15 protein-coding genes are annotated in these 21,182 nt (G+C 66.3%); 10 read left to right on the top strand and 5 right to left on the bottom strand.

Annotation, left to right across the window (positions count from 1 at the left end; all coding sequences use genetic code 11):
* Positions 1 to 72 precede the first annotated feature (72 nt).
* Genes AC0MRV_RS01055 through AC0MRV_RS01045 form a run of 3 tightly spaced genes read left to right on the top strand, consistent with a single transcriptional unit; the run spans position 73 to position 2,001 of the window.
* Positions 73 to 1,044 (top strand): glycoside hydrolase family 5 protein, encoded by a 972-nt coding sequence (locus tag AC0MRV_RS01055; protein WP_472762563.1) that lies wholly within the window; start codon positions 73 to 75, stop codon positions 1,042 to 1,044.
* A gap of 48 nt (positions 1,045 to 1,092) precedes the next feature.
* Positions 1,093 to 1,452 (top strand): putative quinol monooxygenase, encoded by a 360-nt coding sequence (locus tag AC0MRV_RS01050; protein WP_472762562.1) that lies wholly within the window; start codon positions 1,093 to 1,095, stop codon positions 1,450 to 1,452.
* Positions 1,453 to 1,455: 3 nt separating this feature from the next.
* On the top strand, positions 1,456 to 2,001 hold the full coding sequence (locus tag AC0MRV_RS01045; protein ID WP_472762561.1) for an HD domain-containing protein: 546 nt from the start codon (positions 1,456 to 1,458) through the stop codon (positions 1,999 to 2,001).
* 55 nt (positions 2,002 to 2,056) lie between these two features.
* Here AC0MRV_RS01045 and AC0MRV_RS01040 read toward each other — a convergent pair whose 3' ends face one another.
* Positions 2,057 to 2,488, bottom strand: a complete 432-nt coding sequence (locus AC0MRV_RS01040) for a hypothetical protein (protein ID WP_472762560.1) — start codon at positions 2,486 to 2,488, stop codon at positions 2,057 to 2,059.
* A 180-nt stretch (positions 2,489 to 2,668) separates the two neighbouring features.
* Between AC0MRV_RS01040 and AC0MRV_RS01035 the strand changes: the two genes are divergently transcribed.
* The gene (locus tag AC0MRV_RS01035; protein WP_472762559.1) at positions 2,669 to 4,771 is read left to right on the top strand and encodes a glycoside hydrolase family 3 N-terminal domain-containing protein; all 2,103 of its coding nucleotides are present in this window, start codon (positions 2,669 to 2,671) and stop codon (positions 4,769 to 4,771) included.
* A 73-nt stretch (positions 4,772 to 4,844) separates the two neighbouring features.
* Here the strand turns inward: AC0MRV_RS01035 and AC0MRV_RS01030 are convergent, their stop codons facing one another.
* Positions 4,845 to 5,744 carry a LysR family transcriptional regulator gene (locus AC0MRV_RS01030; RefSeq protein ID WP_472762558.1) on the bottom strand — a complete coding sequence of 300 codons (900 nt, stop codon included), beginning with the start codon at positions 5,742 to 5,744 and terminating at the stop codon, positions 4,845 to 4,847.
* Between the two features lie 140 nt (positions 5,745 to 5,884).
* On the opposite strand from AC0MRV_RS01030, the gene AC0MRV_RS01025 reads away from it, so the two are divergent.
* Both AC0MRV_RS01025 and AC0MRV_RS01020 read left to right on the top strand, forming a co-directional pair.
* Positions 5,885 to 6,634 carry a fatty acid desaturase CarF family protein gene (locus AC0MRV_RS01025; RefSeq protein WP_472762557.1) on the top strand — a complete coding sequence of 250 codons (750 nt, stop codon included), beginning with the start codon at positions 5,885 to 5,887 and terminating at the stop codon, positions 6,632 to 6,634.
* 98 nt (positions 6,635 to 6,732) lie between these two features.
* Entirely contained in the window at positions 6,733 to 9,621 is a 2,889-nt protein-coding gene (locus AC0MRV_RS01020) for a glycosyl hydrolase 115 family protein (RefSeq protein ID WP_472762556.1), read from the top strand.
* 265 nt (positions 9,622 to 9,886) lie between these two features.
* Here the strand turns inward: AC0MRV_RS01020 and AC0MRV_RS01015 are convergent, their stop codons facing one another.
* A complete protein-coding gene (locus AC0MRV_RS01015) occupies positions 9,887 to 11,440 on the bottom strand; it encodes a sulfatase family protein (protein ID WP_472762555.1) in 1,554 nt (517 codons plus the stop codon).
* Between the two features lie 131 nt (positions 11,441 to 11,571).
* On the opposite strand from AC0MRV_RS01015, the gene AC0MRV_RS01010 reads away from it, so the two are divergent.
* From AC0MRV_RS01010 to AC0MRV_RS01000, 3 genes are all read left to right on the top strand, one after another.
* Positions 11,572 to 12,603, top strand: a complete 1,032-nt coding sequence (locus tag AC0MRV_RS01010; RefSeq protein ID WP_472762554.1) for a LacI family DNA-binding transcriptional regulator — start codon at positions 11,572 to 11,574, stop codon at positions 12,601 to 12,603.
* Between the two features lie 253 nt (positions 12,604 to 12,856).
* On the top strand, positions 12,857 to 15,040 hold the full coding sequence (locus AC0MRV_RS01005) for a beta-glucosidase (RefSeq protein ID WP_472762553.1): 2,184 nt from the start codon (positions 12,857 to 12,859) through the stop codon (positions 15,038 to 15,040).
* A gap of 42 nt (positions 15,041 to 15,082) precedes the next feature.
* A complete protein-coding gene (locus AC0MRV_RS01000; RefSeq protein ID WP_472762552.1) occupies positions 15,083 to 15,826 on the top strand; it encodes an SIMPL domain-containing protein in 744 nt (247 codons plus the stop codon).
* Between the two features lie 95 nt (positions 15,827 to 15,921).
* Here the strand turns inward: AC0MRV_RS01000 and AC0MRV_RS00995 are convergent, their stop codons facing one another.
* Positions 15,922 to 17,310: a Gfo/Idh/MocA family protein gene (locus AC0MRV_RS00995; protein WP_472762551.1), complete on the bottom strand. Its 1,389-nt coding sequence runs from the start codon at positions 17,308 to 17,310 to the stop codon at positions 15,922 to 15,924.
* A gap of 44 nt (positions 17,311 to 17,354) precedes the next feature.
* Positions 17,355 to 18,419, bottom strand: coding sequence for a hypothetical protein (locus AC0MRV_RS00990; RefSeq protein ID WP_472762550.1), 1,065 nt, complete (start codon positions 18,417 to 18,419; stop codon positions 17,355 to 17,357).
* A 116-nt stretch (positions 18,420 to 18,535) separates the two neighbouring features.
* Between AC0MRV_RS00990 and AC0MRV_RS00985 the strand changes: the two genes are divergently transcribed.
* Complete coding sequence (locus AC0MRV_RS00985) at positions 18,536 to 21,040, top strand: MASE1 domain-containing protein (protein WP_472762549.1); 2,505 nt, start codon at positions 18,536 to 18,538, stop codon at positions 21,038 to 21,040.
* The last annotated feature ends 142 nt before the right edge of the window (positions 21,041 to 21,182 follow it).

Raw genomic sequence — 21,182 nt, 5'->3', positions numbered from 1 at the left:
GGCTCAACACTCACCACCGACCCGAGGCCTCGCTTGCCTCAGCCGCCGCGACGATCGCATGATCGCTCCTTCATGCCCCGCCCCGCCCGCGCCCTTTGTTTGTGCGTCGCCCTTGCCGCACTCTCCATCTCCTCGCTCTCCGCCGCCGATAATGTTGCCCGCCACGGCCGTCTCCAGGTCGAGGGTAACCGCATCGTCGGCTCCGTCCACGGCGAGCCTGTGAGCCTCGCCGGCATGAGCCTCTTCTGGAGCCAGTGGATGGGCCAATACTACAACGCCGAAACACTCGCGTGGCTGAAATCCGACTGGAACATCACCATCGTGCGCGCCCCGCTCGGCGTGCACCACGAGGAGGGTTACCTGCAGGACCCGGCGACCGAACGCGCCCGCATCAAGACCGTCGTCGACGCCGCGATCGCCCAGGACCTCTATGTCGTCATCGATTGGCACGATCACCATGCCGAGGACCACGCCGCCGAGGCCGCCGCCTTTTTCGCCGACATGTCCCAAACCTACGGCGATTCCCCCCACGTCATCTACGAAATCTACAACGAACCCCTGCGCGTCTCCTGGGCCAAGACCGTCAAACCCTACGCCGAGACCGTCATCGCCGCCATCCGCGCTCACGACCCGGACAACCTCATCATCGTCGGCACCCCCTTCTGGTCCCAACGCGTCGACGAGGCCGCCGCCGACCCCCTCGCCGATCCCAACGTCGCCTATGCGCTGCACTTCTACGCCGGATCGCACCAAGGTCGGCTCCGCTCCCGGGCCACCAAGGCGCTCCGGGCCGGCATCGCCCTCTTCGTGACCGAATGGGGCACCGTCAACGCCAACGGCGACGGTGCCGTCGATCGCAAGTCCGTCGCCGCCTGGATGAAGTTCCTGCGCCGACACCACATCAGCCACCTCAACTGGTCCGTGTCCAACAAAGCCGAGGGCGCCGCCATCCTGAAACCCGACGTCGCAACCCTCGCGGGTTGGACCGACAACGACCTCACCGACTCCGGTCGCTTCGTCCGCGACCTCATCCGCACCTGGTAGTCGCGCCTTCCCCGCATTCGACAATCAAAACTCAACCATCAAAATCCCATGACCTCCGACACCTGCGTCACCATCGTTCCCTACTTCAAAATCAAGTCCGGCCAACTCGACGCCTTCAAAGCCCACTGCCAGAAATTCGTGGCCCGCACCGAGACCGAGCCCAAGGCGCTCTACTACGGCTTCAGCTTCAACGGCGACGAGGCCCATTGCCGCGAAGGCTACGTCGACGCCGAGGGCCTGCTGCACCATCTGCAAAACGTCGGTGACCTCATCGCGGAAAACGACGCCTTCGCCGACACCGTCCGCCTCGAAGTGCACGGCCCCGCCGCCGAGCTCGCCAAGGTCCGCGCCGCCCTGCCCGATCTCCCGGCCCAGTGGTTCACGCTGGAAGTCGGCTTCCGGAAGTAAGCCATGCCGCTCCCCACCCGCACCGACGCCCAGACCCTGCTCGAACGTCACGTGCAGGACGACTACCAGCGGCACCACGCGCTCATGGTCGCCACCGCGCTCGAGGGCTACGCCGGCCACTTCGACGAGGATGCCGACCTCTGGTATCTCACTGGCCTGCTGCACGATCTCGACTACGAGCTGCACCCCGACGCCCACCCCGGCCCCTCGCTCGCCTGGTTCGCCGAGTGGGACTACCCGGAGGAACTGATCCACGCGGTCGAGGCCCATGCGTATGGCTACAATGGATACTCCACCGAACCCCGCACCCGGCTCGCCGCCGCGCTCCTCGCCTGCGACGAACTCTGCGGCATCTTCTACGCCTACCGGAAACTGAACCCGGTGCCTTACGGCGAGATGAAGGCCAAGTCGCTGCGCAAAAAATTCAAAGAGCCCAGCTTCGCCGCCAAAGTGGATCGTAGCGTCATCGAACGCGGCTGCGCCGCCCTCGGCATCCCCGTCGCCGACCACATCGCGCACGTCGTTACCTTCCTCGCCCCGCTCGGCTGAGACGCACCACCCACCGTGGCGCAAAGCGGGCGCAAGCGCCTCGCCAACACCTCGCTCAGCCCAACAACCGACCCAACGCGTCCTCCCATCCGGCAAAGCGCACCCACTCGCCCGGAAACCCGCGCGCCTCCCGCGCCAACAAACGCTCCCCGCGCAGCAGCGACCAGTCGTTGAGCAGCACCAGCCGCGTGGCCGCCTCAGCGCCCAAGTGCCGCGCCACCCAATCCATGATGCCGGCCGCTGCCAGCGGACTCTCCGCCGGCACCGCCGCAACAAAGCGCACGTCGTGCTTGCCCGCCGCCAGCAGCGCCCGACACGCGTCCAACGCCCCTTCCACCGCATCGCGTTTCGCGTGAATTCCGGGAATCAGTTCCTCCCGGTCCGCATACGCCTCAACCACCTCTTTGGCCACGTAACGCAGCCCCGAAGCCACATCGACCACCACGTCATCCAAACTCACAAATAGCACCGGCGTTACCGAAGTCATACGGTGCGCACTGACAGATTCGCACCTCCGCGACAACTCCCCAGCCGCGCCGTCGGTCAGCTACAACTGTTAGACAGCGTTTCCGATCGCACCTCCGAACGCGTCGATTAGGGTCGCGCTCACCCCGCACCGTCCAACCCCTCCCGCCAACTCCACGGACGGCGAACCTACCCCACCCCCATGCACCCCTTCCAGGATCCCAGCCTGCCCGTCGCCGAACGGATCGAAGACCTGCTCTCGCGCCTCACCCTTGAGGAAAAGGTCAACCAACTCCTCCACGAGAACCGCGCCGTCGAGCGCCTCGGCGTCCCCGAATACAACTGGTGGAACGAGGCCTGTCACGGCATCGGTCGCAACGGCCGCGCCACCATTTTCCCGCAACCCATCGGCATGGGCGCCACCTTCAACCGCGACCTCGTGCGCCACGTCGCCAGCGTCATCTCCGACGAAGCCCAGGCCAAGCACCAGGCCGCCATCGCCGCCGGCCGTCGCGGGCAGTATCAGGGGCTCACGTTCTGGACGCCCAACATCAACATCTTCCGCGATCCGCGTTGGGGCCGCGGCATGGAGACCTTCGGCGAGGATCCCTACCTCATGGGCGAACTCGGCACCGCCGTCGTCGAGGGCCTGCAGGGCGACGATCCGCGTTATCTGAAGGCCGCCGCCTGCGCCAAACACTACGCCGTGCACAGCGGCCCCGAACAGGACCGCCACCACTTCGACGCCCGCCCGTCGCGCAAGGACCTGCGCGAAACCTACCTGCCCGCCTTCAAACGCCTGGTCGAAGCCCAGGTCGAAGCCGTCATGGGCGCCTACAACCGCGTCGACGGCGAACCCGCCTGCGGCTCGCGCCAACTGCTCGGCGACATCCTGCGCGACGAGTGGGGCTTCGCGGGGCACGTCGTCTCCGACTGCTGGGCCATCCGCGATTTCCACGAGCACCACCAGGTCACGAAATCATCGGCCGAATCCGCCGCGCTTGCCCTGAAGGAGGGCTGCGACCTCAACTGCGGCTGCACCTACAACGACCTGCTCACCGCCGTCCACGAGGGCCTCGTCACCGAAGCGGACGTCGACGTATCCGTCCGCCGACTACTGAGCACCAAGTTCCGCCTCGGTCTGCTCGACCCCGTTGGCTCCACCCCGTGGTCCGGCACCTCCATCGACATCGTGGAGAGTCCCGAGCACCGCGACCTCTCCCGTCGCGCCGCCATCGAGTCGATGGTGTTGCTCAAAAACACCGACAACCTGCTGCCGCTGCGGGACGACCCCGACGGCCTCATGGTCTGCGGCCCGCTGGCCGGCGGCATCGGCGCCATCCTCGGCAACTACTACGGCGTGAGCGGCCACCTCGTCACCCTCGCCGAAGGCATCATCGGCCGCGTCGCCGAAGGCGTGCGGGTCGAATATCGCCACGGTTGCCCCATCCAGGGCGACAAGGCCCCGGGCGTGAACTACACCTTCGACACCGCCAAGGGCTGCGAGGTCGTCATCGCCGTGCTCGGCACCGACCACACCCTCGAAGGCGAGGAAGGCGACGCCGTCGCCTCGGCCTCCGGCGGCGACCGCGCCTTCATCGAACTGCCCTCGGCCCAGATCGACTTCGTCAAAGAACTCCGCGCCTCGAGCCGGAAACTGGTCGTCGTGCTCGTCGGCGGCGGCGCCCTCGCCGTGCCCGAGGTGCACGACCTCGCCGACGCCGTGCTCCAAGTCTGGTATCCCGGTTGCGAAGGCGGCACCGCGCTGGCCAACGTGCTCTTCGGCGACGCCGCGCCATCCGGCAAACTCCCCGTCACCGTGCCCCACCGCACCGCCGACCTGCCGCCGTTCGACGACTACCGTATGGCCGGTCGCACCTACCGCTTCGCGCAGACGGAACCGCTCTACCCCTTCGGCTTCGGCCTTTCGTATTCGCTACTTCGTTACAGCGAGTTGGCCGTCACCACCGGTCCCGACGGCAGCGTCACCGCCTCGACCACGCTCACCAACGACGGCGCACGCGAAGCGACCGAAGCGGTGCAATGCTACGTCCAACCGCCACGCGACTGGCCCGACGCCCCGTTGGCCACCCTCGTCGATTTCGCCAAGGTCACCGTCCCGGCTGGCGCCACCTCCACCGTCACCTTCACGCTGCCCCCCGCCGCCTTCCTGCAGGTCGACGCCGAGGGCCGTCACGTGCCGGTCCCCGGCGACTACGGTCTCGTGATCGGTTCCGCCAGCCCCGGCGACCGTGCGGTCGTCCTCGGTGCCCCCATGCCCGCCACGGGCCAGGTCACCCGCTGAGCCCCCACTGTAGCCGGGGTCGCCGACCCCGGTCGTGGCCGCGAGCGTGAACGGGGGAGCCTCCCGCCTCCGCTCACTCGCGATCGTGCACCGCGTCCGGCCATTGCCGGCGCGCGTGTTCCCGCATCTGCTCGACCACCGCCCGCACCAGATCGGTCGCCGGCTTCCGCCACAGGGCGCCCATCGTCAGCGGTGCAAAACCGTCCAACGCAAGTTCGCGCACGCCTTTCACCGCCGGTCGTTGGCCGAGACTCACGTTGAGGCCGATGCCGTCACCGTCCGCCACATAGCGCGAAACCAAGTCGAGCGTGGTCGCTTCGGTCACGTGTTCCCAGGTGACGCCCCGCTGCTTGGACTCCCGCAAGAATCGCTTCACCACCGCCGACTCCGCATCGAGGCAGACCAGGGGCTCTTCGATCCTTTTGCGTTTGAACAGCTCCCGCGCGGTCTTCCACGAACTCCCTTTCGGGACCTGCAGCACCAGCGGCAGCGACGCGAGCCGGGTCATGCCGAGCCCCGCCGGAGCCCGCCCGTGCACCGGGGCGAAGGCGAGATCGGCCTCGCCCGCCCGCAACCACTCCTGCACCTGCGACTGGTAACCCGTCGTGCGCAGGCTGTAACGAGTCTTCGGATACTGTGTCTTCACCACCTTCAACACCGTCGGCAAGTGATCGCGCAACACGATCTCCGCCCCGCATATCCTCACTTCCTGATGCACCAGGCCCGGCAACGCCGCCGCGAGTCCCGGCAGGCCAGCGAAGAAGGGCTGCACGTGCGCATAAACCTTCTCGCCGGCTGGCGTTAGCCGAAAGGGCTGACGCTCAAACAACCGCACCCCCAGCGCCACCTCCAGCTTCGCCACCTGCCCGCTGATCGCGGGTTGCTGCACCCCGTAGGGCATCTGCCGCGACGCCGCGCTGATCCCGCCGTAGGTCGCCACGTAATAGAACAACTCGAGGTGATGCACGTTCATGCGAGGGCCGACGCTGGATGCGGGTATCGATTTTGTCGATAGGCGGCATCAGATTTATCAACTCACGCCCCCAGTCGTATCCGGATATGCTGGGGAGGTCACACCGCCAACCGCGGTTTCACCCAACCTCCCCCGTTCCCATGCACTTGCTTCTCACGCTCACCAGCATCGCTGCTCAGGTCGTGCTCATCGCCATGGTCGCTGATTTTATCGCCGGCCTCGTTCACTGGGCCGAGGATGCCTATTTCACCGCCGACACGCCCGTCATCGGCCCGCTCGTCATCCGTCCCAACATCGTTCACCACCACTTCCCGCGCTATTTCACCACCCTCAGTTGGTGGGAAAGTTCGTGGCTCCTCCTTTCCATCGGTGCCCTTACCCTCGGACTCGCCGCCTGGCTCGGCCTCCTTTCGTGGCAGCTCACGGTCTTCGTGGCCATCAGCGTCAACGCCAACCACGTCCACAAACTCTCGCACCGCACGCGCGCCGAAAACGGCTGGTTGATTTCCAAGCTGCAGGACTGGCGCATCCTCCAGACCCCGCGCCAACACGGCCTGCACCACACGGACCCCAAGAACACCTACTACTGCCCCATCACCAACCTCGTGAACCCCCTGCTCGAGCGCATCGACTTCTGGACCCGCGCCGAAGCGGTCGTCGAACGCCTCACCGGCGCCACCCATCGCCACGACACCGCCGTTCGCGGACAGGGGCCCGGCCCGGACTGGCTGGAAGCCTTTCGCCCGGTGCCCAACCCTCCCGCGAAAACCGCCGCCCCCACTGCCTGCGCCTGCGCCCGTTGCCAGCACGCCGGTTCCGCCACGGCCTGTCCACGCCGCCGTTCTCGTCGCACGCCTCAAGCCCGGGCCACCGCTTCCGCCCAAAATTAGACCGGCAGTCCTTTTTGACTCCGCGACGGCCTTGCGGCTGGATGGAACCTTCGCGCCCCTGCGCGTTCTTCGCGGTATCCCCCCCTTCCCCTCTTCCCATGCGTAAACTCCTCCCCGTTCTAGCTGCGCTGATCGCGCTGAGCGCCGCCCCCGTCGCCTCCGCGCTCAACCACGACAATATCGTTTCGCACGCCGCCGGCACCGATACCTTCCCGCTCGTTGCCAAGGGCAAGGCTGCGACGCTCGTCATCGACGCCGGCGACTTCAAGGGCGTGCGCCATGCCGTGGAGAACTTCCGCGCCGACGTCGAACGTGTCACCGGCCTCGCCCCCACCATCTCCGACAACCCGCTCGCCGGCGGCTGGCGCGTCGTCATCGGCACGCTCGGCCGAAGCAAGATGATCACCCACCTCATCGAGTCCAAACAGCTCGACGCCTCCGCCATCGAGGGCCTGTGGGAGGGCTTCATGATCAAGCGCGTGGGCAACGATCTCGTGGTCGTCGGCTCCGACATGCGCGGCACCATCTACGGCGTCTACGAACTCTCCGAGCAGATCGGCGTCTCGCCGTGGTATTGGTGGGCCGACGTGCCGACCGCCCCGGCCGAGGAACTCCACATCGCCGCCAACCCCGGCATCACCGACGAAGGCCCCGGCGTGCAATACCGCGGCATCTTCCTCAACGACGAGGCCCCCGCCCTCACCGGCTGGGTCTACGAAAAATTCGGCGACTTCGATCATACCTTCTACGTCCACGTCTTCGAGCTGCTGCTGCGCCTCCGCGCCAACTACATCTGGCCCGCCATGTGGCAGCCGCGCGCCTTCTCCGACGACGACCCGCTCAACCCCCAGCTCGCCAACGAATACGGCATCGTCGTCGGCACTTCCCATCACGAGCCCCTCATGCGCGCCCACGCCGAATGGGAAACCTACGGCGACGGCCCCTGGGACTACTCCAAGAACGACGCCATGCTGCGCGAGTTCTGGCGCGGCTCGGTCGAACGCGCCAAACCCTACGAGAGCCTCTACACCATCGGCATGCGCGGCGACGGCGACTCCGCCATGAGCGCCGAGACCAACACCGCCCTGCTCGAACGCATCGTCGCCGACCAACGCCAGATCCTCACCGAGGTGCTCGGTCGCCCCGCCGACCAGGTGCCGCAACTCTGGGCGCTCTACAAGGAAGTGCAGGACTACTACGAGGCCGGCATGCGCGTGCCGGACGACGTCATCCTGCTCTGGTGCGACGACAACTGGGGCAACATTCGCCGCCTGCCCACGCCCGAAGAGATGAACCGCAGCGGCGGCGCCGGCGTGTATTACCATTTCGACTACGTCGGCGGTCCGCGGAACTACAAATGGATGAACGTCACCCCCATCTCGAAAGTGTGGGAGCAGATGCACCTCGCCCACCAGCACCAGGCCAACCGCATCTGGATCGTCAACGTCGGCGACCTCAAGCCGATGGAGTTCCCCATCGAGTTCTTCATGACCATGGCCTGGGACCCCGCCGGCATGACCTACGACGCCATGCGCGATTACACCGCCAAGTGGGCCGCTCGCGAGTTCGGTGCCGAGCACGCCGAGGCCATCGCCACCCTCATCGACGGCTACACCAAACTCAACCGCCACCGCTCGCCCGAAATGTTCACCGGCGACACTTACAGCCTCACGAACTACGACGAAGCCGAGCGCATCCTCACCCGATGGCGCGAGCTCGTCGCCCTCGCCGAAGAGGTCGACGCGGCGCTGCCCGAGTCCGCCCGCGCCGCCTTTTTCCAACTCGTGCTCTACCCGGTCAAAGCCAGCGCCACCGTGCGCGAGGCCCACATTGCCGCCGGTAAGAACAAACTCTACGCCGAGCAGGGCCGCGCCCTCGCCGCCAACGCCGCCGCCGATCACGCCCGCGCCATGTTCGCCCAGGACACCGCGCTCAAGGAGCGCTACCACACCCAGCTCGACGGCAAGTGGAACCACATGATGGCCGAGAAGAAGTTCGGCTACACCTATTGGCAGACGCCGCCCGTCGAGGTCCTGCCCGCCCTCGTCGAAGCCCGCCCGGAATCTGGCGCCCAACCCGGCCTTGCCTGGGACGGCTCACGCTTCGCCACCGGTCGCTGGGGCGTGCCGCCGCCTTCCACCCCCACCCTCGATGTCTACCGCGCCAACACCTCGTGGGTGGAGCTCTTCAACCGCGGCGACACCGCCTTCACCTACACGGTGAAACCCGCCGACCCTTGGCTCCAAGTCAACCCGGCCAGCGGCTCGGTCGAGGCCATGCAGCGTCTCACCGTGAGCGCCGACTGGACCAAGGTTCCGCTCGACGCCCTCGCCACGACCTTCGAGATCGAAACCAGCGCCGGCCCCAAGTTCACCGTCGCGGTGCCACTGCTCAACCCGTCCGACCTGCGCCCCGGTGACTTCAAGGGTCACATCGAGACCAATGGCCACATCGCCATCGAGGCCCCGCACACCAGTCGCATCGTGAATGGCGACAAGGTTTATTGGGACGTGCTCGAAGGCTACGGCCGCACCGTCGGCGCCATCTCCTCCTACCCGGTGCGGGCCGCCAACTCCACCCCCGGCGGCAAGAATCCACATCTTGAATACGACGTGCTCACCACCACGGCCAGCGGCGAGGTGAACCTCGAGCTGCACTTCGCGCCTTCGCTCGACTACCAGAGCGGTGACGGCCTGCAGTTTGCGGTGTCCGTCGACGACGGCGAACCGCAGCTGCTGAAGCTTGGCACTTGGGAAACCATGCAGGCTTGGGAGCAATCCGTCGGCGACGGCGTCCGCAAGGTCATCACCAAGGTCAACCTCGGCGAACCCGGCCGCCACACGCTCAAGTTCTGGCGCGTCACCCCGGGCGTGGTGCTGCAACGCCTCATCCTCGGCAACTCCGCCAGCCCCCGCACCCGCGGTCAGGGCGTGCACCCCAGCTACCTCGGCCCGCCCGAAAGCCCCCGCGGCAACGCGACCAAGTAAGGCCCGGTTCTTATTTTTACAGGAGGAAAGGGAGGGGAACGGAGCCGAGAGGCAGATCGGTTTCTTCACCGAAGGCAACGAAGGGAAACCACGCCGCTCCACCGCACCGGGCTCAACGAGCCCGGCTACAGCAGGCTGAACTGTAGCCGGGGTCGTCGACCTCGGTCCTTCGTTCTCTTCGTTACCTTCTGTAAAACCGTCAGGCTGACGGCTCTCCGTTCCCCTCCGTTCCCTCCTGTAAAACAAAACCGTCCAATCGTGTCGCTCAGTGCGCGTTCGTATTGATCGGTTCGTCGACCACCAGCGGCTTCGGGAAATCGGCCGCCTCTTCGCCGCCGCGTGAGCGGTAGCGTTTGTTCTGGAAGTTGCCGCGCGGGGCGTTGAGCGGGATCTCCATGCCGCCCTTCTCTTCCATCATGGCGTAGAGCTGGGCCTGCATCTGCTTCGCCAGCTCCGCGTATTCAGGATCGTAGCACAGGTTGTGCATCTCGTCCGGATCCGCCTGCAGGTCGTAGAGTTCGTCGGCATCCCACAGGCCGTAGTAGCTGATGAACTTGTAGCGGTCGCCGCGCAGCGCGAACACCGTCGGTGACTGCGGGAAATTGCGCTCCCAGTAGTAGACGTAGAGGAAGTAGTCGCGCCAATCAGGATGCTCGCCGCGCAGCAACGGCACCACACTCGCTCCGTCAAAATGCGCCGGCGGCTTGAGCCCCATCACCTCCATCACGGTCGGCGCGATGTCGATGTTGGCCACCACTTCGTCGACCACCGTGCCGGGCTGAATCAGGCTCGGGCACCACATCAACATCGGCACGCGAATCGAGGCCTCGTAGGCGACGCGCTTGTCGATGAGACCGTGCTCGCCGAACATGAAGCCGTTGTCGCCCATGTAGACGACAAGCGTGTTGTCGGCGACCCCCATGGCTTCAAGCTGATCCATCACGCGGCCGATGCTGTCGTCGACCGAGGTGAGCGTCTCGCCGTAGGCGCGGTAATATTGATCGATGTCGAGTTCGCTGTGGTAGGGGAAGTCGACGCCATGCCAGGAGTTGCGTTGATCGCGCAGCCAGCGTGGCCGCTCCCGGGCCATCTCTGCGGTCAAACGCATCGACGCCGGTCGCTCCCACTCGCGGTCGGCCATCGAGCCGGCATACTTCTCCTCCGGCGTGAAGTTGGCGTGCACGGCCTTGTGCGAGAGGTAGAGGAAGAAGGGTTTCTCGGCCGCGTTCTGTTGTTTCAGCCAGTCGATCGCGTAGTCGGTCAGCTCGCCGGTGATGTAGCCCTGCTGCGGCACGTGTTCGCCGTCGACATTGAGCATGTTGCCATTGGGCAGATATTGACCCTGCCCACGGAAACTCACCCAGCGGTCAAAGCCCGGTTGCGGCTGGTCGCCTTCGCTGCCCATGTGCCACTTGCCAAAGAAGCCCGTCGCGTAACCCGCCTTCTGCAAATACTGCGGAAAGTAGAGCGTGCCGTCCGGAATCGCCCGCTGGTTGTCGATCACGCGATGGCGGAAGGTGTAGAGTCCGGTGAGAATCGACGCCCGGCTCGGCGAACACAGCGAGGTCGTGACCAACGCGTTCTTCAGGTGCGCGCCCTCCGCCGCCAGCCGATCCATGTTCGGAGTTTGCGCCAATGGATGACCCATAAAACTCATCGCATCCCAGCGATGGTCGTCGGACAAAATGAACACGACGTTCATCGGTTTCGCGCCGGGCACCGCTTCGGGTTCCACCGTCGCTGGCACGGGCACCGGCCGGGCCGCCAGCGACAACGCGCCCAACAGGCCACACAAAATCAGGGATCGAGTCTGCATCATCAGGGTAAGGGGTTGCCCCACCTTGCCGCCGACCTGCCTCCGCCGTCCAGCCCCGACCGACGTTCAACTGTTTACTTCCGTGTGGTCTGATTTCAGTTTTCAGCTTTTCAGCTTTCAGCGTTTCCCCCGCCATGACCCTGCGCGACCTTGCCAAACTCGCCGACCTCTCGCCCTCCGCCATCTCCCTGGCGTTGCGCGACAGCCCGCGCATTTCGACCGCGACCAAGGAACGCGTCCGCGCTCTCGCCGCCGAACACGGTTATCAACCCGACGCGCGCATCGTCGACATGATGCGTCACCTGCGCAAACCGCGCACCCAGCGCGAGCACGCCTGCTTCGGCATCATCTCGCTCTACGACCACCAGCGCCCCTGGGAGAAGTCCGTCCACCTCACGCGTATCCATGAAGGCATGACGAAGCGCGCCGCCGAAATTGGCTACCGCCTGGAACCGCTCTGGTTGCGGGCGCCCGGACTCACCGTCCGCCGTTTTGACGAAATTCTCCGCGCCCGCGGCATCGAGGGCCTGCTCTGTTTTGGCGGCCCCAAGGTCGACGAGGACTTCCCCGCCACCCTCGATCGCTACGCCGTGGTGACGGTTGGCTTCAGCATCCGCACCAAACTCCACCGCGTCACCAGCCGCCCCTATCGTGACACCTTCAACGCCTGCGAGCGTCTGCGCGCCCTCGGTTACCGGCGGATCGGACTCGTGCTGAGCGACTACGAGGACCGCCGCACGGAACACTCCCATACCTCCGCCTACCTTGGTTGGTGCGACGCGGTCCAAGGCGGGGCCTCGGCTTTGCCCATCCTGCGCCTCGACGAGATTGAGGCCGGACCCTTTCTGCGTTGGCGCGCCGACCACGAACCCGATGCGGTCGTGGTGGTGCATTCCCCGGCCGCCATCGCCCAATTCAAACTGGTGCTTGATGTGCACGAAATCCGGCGCCCGCAGGACCTCGGCGTCGCCGTGCTCAGTCACATGGTCGAGGGGAGTGGCTTCGCCGGCCTGCAGCAGAATCAGTTTCTCATGGGCGCTTGGGCGGTCGAACTCCTCGCCGCCCGCATCGCCAACCGCGACTTCGGCATCCCCGCCATCCCCCGCGTCGAGATGGTCGAAAGCCAATGGATCGACGGCCCGTCGCTGCAGACTGGAACGGACTAGCTAACCCAGCCCCGTTGGAACGCTCATCCGCGCTCATCCGCGCTCATTTTCGCTGATCTCAATAGCGCCGATCAGCGAGGATTGGCGTTCTGTCCAAAACCAAGTTTCCGCGCAAGTTTCGCAAAACCTGAGGGGTCTTTTCTCTGCCCACCGACCCTCGACCGGACTAGGCTGCAGCCCCTCAGCCTTCGTTCCCTTCTGTAAAAACACCCGGTGCCCCCCGGCTCTGTTCACCTCCGTTCCCTTCTGAAAAATGAAACCCCTGCCCCTCGCCCTGCTTGTCGTCGTGGGCCTCACCGCTCCCCTCGCGACCGCCGCCGAAACCGACTACCCTTTCCGCGATCCCGATCTGCCCACCGAAGCACGCATCGACGACCTTATCGGCCGCCTGACCCTCGACGAAAAGATCGGCATCCTCGGCTTCGCCCGCGGCAACGAACGCCTCGGTATCACCTACACCTCCATCGCCGAGGGTTACCACGGCGTCGCGCAGGGCGGTCCGTCCAACTGGGGCAAACGCAACCCGACGCCCACCACCCAGTTCCCGCAAGCCTACGGCCTCGCCGCCACCTGGGACCCGGCGATCATCGAGCGTGTCGCCGCCAACCAGGCCGAGGAAGCGCGCTACCTTTTTCAAAGCCCCAAATACCATCGCTCCGGCCTTATCGTGATGGCGCCCAACGCCGACCTCGCCCGTGATCCGCGCTGGGGCCGCACTGAGGAGGTCTACGGCGAAGACCCGTTCCTCGCCGGCACCCTCGCCGCCGGTTTTGCCCGCGGTCTGCGCGGTGACGACCCGCGTTACTTCAAGGCCACCAGCCTGCTGAAACACTTCCTCGCCAACAGCAATGAGGACGGTCGCTTTCACACCTCGTCCGATTTCGACGAACGCCTCTGGCGCGAGTATTACGCCAGACCCTTCGAGATCGCCATTCGCGACGGCGGCGCCCGTTCCATGATGCTGGCCTACAACGCCCACAACGGCATCCCCTGCCACGTGCACCCCATGATCCGCGACATCGTCATCGGCGAATGGGGCCTCGACGGCACCATCTGCTCCGATGGCGGCGGCGTCACCCATCTCGTCGACGAACACCACGCCTACCCCGACATGACCGCCGCCTCCGCCGCCGTCATCAACGCCGGCGTCAACCTCTTCCTCGATCGCACCGACTCGATCAAACCCGCCGTCGAACAGGGCCTCGTGACCGAAGCCACCATCGACGAGGTCATCCGCGGCCGCCTGCGCCTCTTCATCGATCTCGGCCTGCTCGATCCGCCGGAGCGCGTGCCGTATTCAGAAATCGGACACGAGACCGACGGCACGCCGGAGCCGTGGGACCGCCCCGCCACGCGCGCCCTCGTGCGCGAGGTCACCGCCAAATCCATCGTGCTCCTGCGCAACGAGGATGACCTGCTCCCGCTCGACCACACCCAGATCAAAACCGTCGCCGTGGTCGGGCCCCGCGCCAACACCACCCTGCTTGACTGGTATTCCGGCACCCCGCCCTACCAGGTTTCCATCCGCGACGGCATCGAAGCCTACGCCCAGCCCACCTCGTTCTTCGAGTCCGCCAAATATGGCGTCACCTGGGCCGGCGACATGAGCGACACCGCGGTCGAGGTCGCCGCCGCCGGCGACGTGGCCGTTGTCTGCCTTGGCAACCACCCCGAGGGCAACGCCGGCTGGGCCGTCGCCACCTCGCCCAGCGACGGCAAAGAGGGCCTCGACCGCCAGTCGATCAACCTCGATCCCGCCCAACTCGCCTTCCTCCAGCGCGTGCGCGCGGTCAACCCCCGCACCATCCTCGTGCTCGTCGCCAACTTCCCCTACGCCATGCCGTGGGCCAGCAAAAATATTCCCGCCATCGTGCAGCTCACCCACGCCTCGCAGGAACAGGGCAACGCGCTCGCCGACGTGCTCTTCGGCGACGTGAACCCCGGCGGCAAAACCGTGCAGACCTGGCCCGCCTCGATCGACGACCTGCCGCCGATGATGGACTACAACATCCGCCATGGCCGCACCTACCAATACGCCACCGCCGAGCCCCTCTACCCCTTCGGCTACGGCCTCAGCTACACCACCTTCGCCCTTTCCGATCTCAAGACCACCGTCGCCAGTGATCACGTCACCGTTACCGTGCAAGTGACCAACACGGGCGACCGCGACGGCGACGAGGTGGTGCAAGTTTACGCCAGCTACCCGGAGTCCGCCGTCGAGCGCCCCAACAAGCAACTCGTCGGCTACGCCCGCACCACCGCTACCGCCGGCGCGACCGTCCCGGTCACGATCGACATCCCCACCCGCGAATTCGCCACCTGGAACGTCGACGCCCATGCCTGGATCCTTGAATCGGCCCCCATTGAGCTCCACGTCGGCACCTCCTCGGCCGAGACTGACCTCGGCCTTCGCGCGAGCGTGACACTGACAAATTGAGCGCGAAACCAAGCGACCCGACCGCTGTCCATGGTCGACACCATGAACGCCCTCCGTCGCTTTTCCACCTTCCTCGCCCTCGCTCTCGTTGTGGGCGGTTCCACCGTCCTGCGCGCGCAGATGGCGCCGGTTGACCCCAACGCGCCGCGCCTCCTCACCGTGAGCGGCCAGGAAACCGTGCGTATTCCCGCCACGCTCGCCGAGCTCTCGATCATCATCGAAGCCCGCGAAAAAACCTCCGCCGCAGCGACTCAAGCCGTGATCGAGCCGTCCAAGGCGGTGCTCGCCTTCCTGCAGCAAAAAGGCGCCGAACGCGTCCAGGCCGGCGCCCTCACCCTCAACCCGATCTACAGCCGCAGCAAAGTCAGCTCGATGTCGGCCAACGGCGAACCGGAGATCACCGGCTACCTCGCGCAATGGAACGCCACCTTCACCGTGCCGGCCGAGCGCGCCGGGGAGTTCGCCGCCGGTGTCGTCGATTCGGGTGCCAACCGCGTGACCCGCTTCGAGTTCACCGCCGATGACGCGGCCATCACCACCGCCCGCCGCGAAGCCCTGCAGGCCGCCACCCGCGAAGCCCGCGACACCGCCGTCGCCGTGCTCTCCACCCTCAACTACGAGCTACGCGAAGTCGTCCGCATCCACGTCAACAGCAATGGCCCCATCCGCCCCATGCAGCGCGGTATGATGATGAGTGCGATGGCCGCCGATAGCAGCGGTCCCGCCGCCACCGAACCCGGCTTCATCGACGTCGACGGCAACGTCACGCTTGAGGTGCGTTACTAAGCGGAACCGGGGTCACCGACCCCGGCTACAGGTTGTTCTGACGCGCCGCGCTGGTGCCGGGGTCGGTGACCCCGGTGCGGTCTGCATCGCGTCGCTCAGTCCGGCAATTTCGCCAGCACCTTGGCCAGCTCGCCCGACGGCCGCCACGCGCCATCGCGCCGCTCCGGTCGGGCAAACGCCGTCGCCCGCGGCGCGTCGATCGCCGCCATCGTGGCGGCGTCCCAGCGGATCTTTTCGCCCGAACGTTCTGCCAGCGCGCCCAACAACACCTGCTCGGTGAGCGCGGCGCCGTATTGGAAATCCGCGCCGCCACTGCGGCCGGCGCGGATGGCGTCGAACCAGTTCTGGAAGTGCCCGCCCTTCACCCGCGGCAACCACTTCGCCGGGCGGTTCGTCATCACCTCCTGCGCCCGCGCCTCGGGGTAAATCTTCGGGCTGCGGCTCACCCGCATGTCGGGAATGAACATCGTCCCCTCCGGCCCGGCGAAAGCCATGCCGTTCTTGGCCCCGGCGATCACCTCGTCCGGCACCTGAGGGATCCCGCTCGGGTGATTCTGCACGTCGCCTTTCCAGCCGTTGCGCCAGTGCACGGTGAGCGGCGGATGGGAGCCGCGGGCGGGAAACTCAAAGCGCACATTGGCCCACTGCGGAATGGTGTATTCAGAAACGCCCGACACCTCCGGCACCACCAGCGACGGAAAGCCGGTGTCCAGCGCGAAGCGCACCGCGTCGAACATGTGCATGCCGATGTCGCAGATCGCCCCGCTGCCGAAGCCCCACCAGTTGCGCCACAGTTGAGGCGCATAGCGGGAACTGTAGGGACGGAACGGGCGGTCCATCAGCCAACGGTCCCAGTCAAGTGTGTCGCGCTCTGGTTCGGGTTCGGCGAGCGTCTCCGACCAGATCGAGATGTTGCGCTGCGTGCGGTCGGTCCAGAGCCACACGTCGGTCACCGGCCCCACCACGCCGCTCTCGATCCACTCGCGCAGCAGCCGCGTGCCTTCCATCGAGTGACCCTGGGTGCCGAGCTGGGTGGACACGCCGGTGTGGGCCGACGCCGCGGCGATGCGCCGGCATTCCCACGGTGTCGTCGCCATGGGTTTTTCCAAATACACATTCAGCCCCGCCTCCATCGCCATCATCGCCAGCGGGTAGTGCGCGTGGTCCGGCACCGTGATGACAACGCCATCCATCTCGCCGGCATGCCGGTCGAGAAACTCTCGCGCATCGCGATAGTGCGGCACGCCGGGATGCGCCGCGTAGGTCTTCGCCGCCCGCTCATCGTCGACGTCGCAGAACGCCACGTAGTGCTGCTCCACCTGCCCCTGAATCGCCGCCTGGGCCCAACCGCCGCAGCCGATGAAGCCCAGCCGCAGTTGATCGGACGGAGCAGCCCGCAGACCACGGGGAAGAAAGACCGTGCCGGCCGCGCCGACTGCCATCGTTTTCAACCAATCACGACGCGAGAAGGGGGTAGTGCTCATCGGTCCGCCACCTTGCGGACCGCGCTCGACCCACGCAACGGCGATCAATCCTCGACGTTCACATCTGGACCACGCAACCGCACCAACAACCACGGCAGCACCCGGTTCAGTCGCAGGTTAAAAAACAACCACACCGCACCGAGAGCCCACAGGCACTGTTGGCCGAGCAGGGTGTAGGACGCGACGATGCGCTGCCGACTCCAGCCCCAGCCGTCGTGCAGCTGATTCATGTCACCGCCTTCTTCCCCCTCCCCGTGGATCATCGATCCCCACGGCACATCCTCGTGGCCGCGCGCAACGTCGTGCCAAAAGCCGAGGGTGTCGAGAAAACCGACCGCGCCCCAGAACAGGAACAGCCAGCGCAGGCCGCCCCAGCGGAACTTCTCCGGCAGATCCAGAAAGAACGCGGCGATCATCAGGGCGTTGAGGTAAAACTCCCCGCCCACCCCCGACCAAGCCTGCCACTGTTCGATCTGCCACTCCTCCACCCGCCAGGTCATCCACCATTGCAACGCGGCCAACGGCGGCGCCAAGAGGACCGGCCAGATGCGCCGCTCGCGCCAGCCCGCGACGAAGAACACGCCCAGCAGGAACAGCACGCCCCCATACACGAAAGGCTCGCGGGTCTCGGAGTAACTGGTCCAACCGAGCGGCAGCGGCAGCGCTTTGTAGCCCGCCATCCAGCTCACCGTGGCGTGGCCGAACTCGTGTATCCAGATTTTGAATGCCTGGAGAAAGAAAGCCAACGGACTGTGGTTGATCCCCAGCGCCAGCAGGGCGACGAGCGGCAAGGCCAGCGCGTTGACCCATGGGTTGTCCCGCCGCGTGAGGTCCCAGGGCGAGGCGGCGGCGTCCGCGCTCCCCGGCTCGGCCCGCCGGGGTGCCCGGACCGCCTCTGTCCGCCGCGTCGCGGCCGCCGCCAACTCGCGCGTCGCCGCATGGGCCTTGAGCGCCTCAAAGGCCGCGCGCGCCGCCGCCTTGGCCGCTTCGTCGTGCGCCTGGGTGGCCGCAAACGAGGCGCGCATCCACGCTCGTTCCAAATCGTGCGCACTCACCTCGGGGGTGACCCCGAGGCGCTGGCAGTGGGCTTGCAGGACGTGCGGATCCATGGCGACGCGGCTTTCAAACACACCAATAGGCGCCCGCACGCAAGCGAGGCGGCACGGCATCGGCATTCGACAGCGAGCCGGAGCCCTCCCATCTTTTCCTCAGCACACCACTGCCTGTGACTGACTCGACGCTCTCTTCGCCGCCGCGCCCCGCTTCGCCGCCGTGGCACGCCACGGCCTGGGCCAGCGGACTGTTTTTCGGTTTCGCCTATTTTCTCGGCGAATCGTTCTCGGGCTACTTCGCGACCTGGAACACCGCGCAAATCTTCTTCTGGTTGCCCGCCGGCGTTTACCTCGGCGCGCTGCTCTGCCGCCCGCCGCGTCACTGGCCCGCGATCATCATCGGCACCTGGCTGGGCGACATGACCTTCAATTTTTTCGGCGACCCGTGGAGCTTCGCCGAAATGTTCATCGCCCATACCGGCAACACCCTGTCCGCCGTGCTCGGGGCGTGGGCGGTGCGACGATGGGTCGGTGTTCGGGTGCGCCTGGAATCGGTGCGAGAGCTCTTCCTCATCATTCTCTTTGGCGGAATTCTCGCGCTGCCGATCTGCGCCACCATCGGCATGTTGATGATGGAGGCGCACGCTCCCTCGGACGATCCGCTGGCGCGCTGGCTCAACTGGTATTGCACCGACCTGCTGGGAATCATCCTGCTGGTCCCCGGCCTGATCGTGTGGCTCAACCGCTCCCACGTTCAGGCCATCGCTTCCCGACCCTCGCGCAAACTGGAGGCGGCACTGCTGGTGAGCAGCCAGGCGGTGGCCCTGATGCTGTCCTTCGCCTTCCGTTGGCCAGTGCAAACCGAGGCGCTCTACGTGGCGTTTCCCTTCGTGATCTGGAGCGCGGTGCGTTTCGGACCACGCGGCGCGACCCTCACCATCTTCGTGACCGCGGTGATGGCGCATTGGTTCAACGCCTTTGGTCTGGGCGCCATCGGCTCCAGCAACCTGAGCTCGACCCAAAAGATCATCGAGATGCTCTTCAGCATCGGCGTCTTCAGCCTCGCCGGTCTCGTGCCCGCGATCACCTTCGAGGCACTCGGTCGCGCCGAGCGCCGCGCCCGCGACAGTGAACAACGCCGCGATGTCGCCGTGCAGGCCTCCTCGGCGGCCCTCTGGGAATGGGATCTGGACCATAACCTCGTCTGGATCTCACCACGCTTTCGGGAGTTGCTCGGTCATCCACCCGAGGAGCTGCGCGAGCCCCCCGACATCATCTGGAGTCAGGTTCACGCCGATGATCGAGCCACGCTCGATCAGGCCTTCGCCAGCCAGGAACAACCCGACGCGGACCCGCTGGATTTTGACCTGCGTTACCCCAGTGCGAATGGCGAATACCACTGGTTCAACCTCCGGGGTTCGGCCCTGCGCAACGTCGCGGGCCGCCACCGGCTCCTCGCCGGGTCGCTCGTCGACGTCAACGACCGCAAGCAACTGGAGGCCCGCGTGCAACAGGCCGACAAGCTCGCGGTCATCGGCCAACTCGCCGGCGGCGTGGCCCACGATTTCAACAACATCCTCGCCGCCATGATCATGAACATCGAGCTGCTCCAGCTCGAGCATCACAGTGGCGAAACCAACCAGTCGCTCACGGAGCTCCACCGCCTTTCCAAACGCGCCGCCCGCCTCACCGAGCAGTTGCTCATGTTTGCCCGCCGCCGTCCGGTCAAACTCACGCCTCTGCACGTGCCCGCCGCCCTCGAGGAACTGGCCCAAATCCTCCGCCGCCTCCTGCCCGAGAACATCGACTTTTCATGGCAAGCCGACGACCAGCTCTGGGTGCAGGCCGACCACGCCATGATCGACCAGGTGGTGCTCAACCTGTGCTTCAACGCCCGGGACGCCATGCCGGAAGGAGGTCGCCTGCAACTCATCGCCGCGGCCGTGAAATTGCCGGCCTCCGGCCCCGCTTCCCCCGCGACCGGCACCGCTGCCAGCACCGCCGGCGGCGAGCGCTCAGGACGCTTTGCCCAACTCCGCATCATCGACAGCGGACTCGGCATGAGCCGCGAGGTGCTCGCCCACGTCTTCGAGCCGTTTTACACCACCAAGGCTCCCGGCAAGGGCACTGGTCTCGGCCTCGCCTCCTCCGACGGCATCGTGCACCAGCACCACGGTTGGATCGATGTCGACAGCACCGAGGGCCAGGGCACGACCTTCTCCGTCTACCTGCCCCTCATCGACGCGCCCACCCAACGCAGCTCCAGCTCAACCAGTCCCTTCAATCCGCCCCCCGGCCGCGAGACCATCCTCTACGTCGAGGACGAAGCCGCCGTTCGCGACGCCACCTGCAACGTCCTGCGCACGCTCGGCTACCAGGTGCTCAGCGCCGAAAACGCCGAAGCCGCGCGCCGCTGTGTCGCCCAACACGACGGCCCCATCGACCTGCTCTTCACCGACACCGTCATGCCGGGCGACACCGACGGACTCGCCCTCGGCCGCGAGCTGCGTCGCGCCGATCCCGCCCTGCGGGTCGTGCTCACCAGCGGCTACAGCCGCCAGGTCGCCGCCGGCTCCCACCTCGAAGACGAGGGCTTCACCTTCCTGGCCAAACCCTTCGACCGCAAGGTGCTGGCCGAGACCTTGCGCCAGGCACTCGACCGCCGGCTCGGCAACTGATCCTGATCCCTCGGCCACCGGACCGGCCATCGGAACCACCCGACGCCCCTTGATCAACAGTTGAGCGCAACAAGCCTAGCTGCCCCGGGCGCTCGGTCTAGGATCCGGTCTCCTCTCCACCCCGAGAGTCCGCCCCTATTCC

Origin of the sequence: Actomonas spartinae (genome assembly GCF_051209155.1) — a bacterium.
In the GTDB taxonomy this organism is placed as follows: Bacteria; Verrucomicrobiota; Verrucomicrobiia; order Opitutales; family Opitutaceae; genus Actomonas.
The sequence above is the reverse complement of the archived record's forward strand: the minus strand, read 5'-3'. Positions and strand labels throughout refer to the sequence as shown.